At 68.9% G+C, this 1,198-nt stretch carries 2 protein-coding genes; both read right to left on the bottom strand.

Annotated features, from left to right (window positions below):
- Nucleotides 1–31 precede the first annotated feature (31 nt).
- Nucleotides 32–916, bottom strand: a complete 885-nt coding sequence (locus AB0C17_RS29050; protein ID WP_357481439.1) for an IS3 family transposase — start codon at nucleotides 914–916, stop codon at nucleotides 32–34.
- A 2-nt stretch (nucleotides 917–918) separates the two neighbouring features.
- Nucleotides 919–1,198 (bottom strand): transposase (locus AB0C17_RS29045; RefSeq protein ID WP_357481436.1); only part of this gene is annotated, 280 nt, incomplete at its 5' end.

Raw genomic sequence — 1,198 nt, 5'->3', positions numbered from 1 at the left:
TGTCAATCCCCTGGAATCGTGGAGGGCTCCGTTATGCGGCCTGGGCCTCCAGGGCGCGGGTCTCTGGTCGTTCGTAGTCGGCGGGTGAGCGCCAGTCGCAGACGGAGTGCCGGCGGCGCTGGTTGTAGAAGTCGGTGATCCAGGTGGCGATCTTGATCCGGGCTTCTGTGCGGGTGCGGAAGTGGCGGCGGTGTACGTACTCGACCTTGATGGTGGAGAAGGTGGCCTCGGCGACGGCGTTGTCGAAGCACGACCCGACCCGGCCCATCGACTGGCGCACCTTCCATCGGGAGCAGGCTCGGGCGAAGTCGGCCGAGGTGTACTCACTGCCCCTGTCGCTGTGGAAGATCACCCCTTCGACGCTGCCGCCGCGGGTGACGGCGGCCATGTTCAGCGCGGCGACGACCAGCCCGGCGTCGTGGTGGGCGCCCATCGCGTAGCCGAGAATGCGACGGGAGTACAGGTCGATGACGGTGGCCAGGTAGAGCTTGCCCTCGTCGGTGCGGATCTCGGTCATGTCACCACACCAGGCGACATCCGGCGCCGGCGCGGTGAACACCCGCTTGACCAGGTCCGGTGCGGCCGGACGTTTACCTTGGCGGGTCAGGCTCCGCCGGCGGCGCTTGACCCGGGCGGCCAAGCCCATCTCGGCCATGAGCTGCGCGATCGTGTTGTCGGAGACCTGCCAGCCGGACTCGCGCAGCTCGATCCCGATGCGCGGGCTGCCGTAGGTGCCGCCCGAGTCGTCGAACACCTTCCTGACCGCGGTAGCCAGCCGGACACGCCGGTCAACGCGGGGCGTTGGCGGCCGGTCACGCCACTTGTAGAACCACGACTGCGACACCCCCAACGCCCGGCAGGCCAGCGCGTGCGGCACCTCATACTCGGTCCTCTGGGAAGCGATGAACCCGGCCACGCTCACCGGCCCGTCGCTTCCTTGACCCACAGGACCACGGATCGCTTGAGGACATCACGCTCCATCGCCAGCTCGGCGTTCTCCCGCCGCAGCCGGGCCAGCTCCGCCCGCTCATCCTCCGACAACTGCCCGGCAGCGGCCTCACCGCGACGCTCGCGGTCCCTCTTCACCCAGTTAGCCAGGGTCCCGTCGTTGATCCCCAGGTCACGCGCCACCTGAGCGATCGACTTACCCGTCTCCCGCACGATGCGCACCGCGCCCGCCCGGAACTCCGGATCGAAC

Origin of the sequence: Micromonospora sp. NPDC048887 (assembly GCF_040649715.1) — a bacterium.
In the GTDB taxonomy this organism is placed as follows: domain Bacteria; phylum Actinomycetota; class Actinomycetes; order Mycobacteriales; family Micromonosporaceae; genus Micromonospora.
Note: the sequence above shows the minus strand (reverse complement) of the source record. Positions and strands in the feature narration are given on the sequence as shown.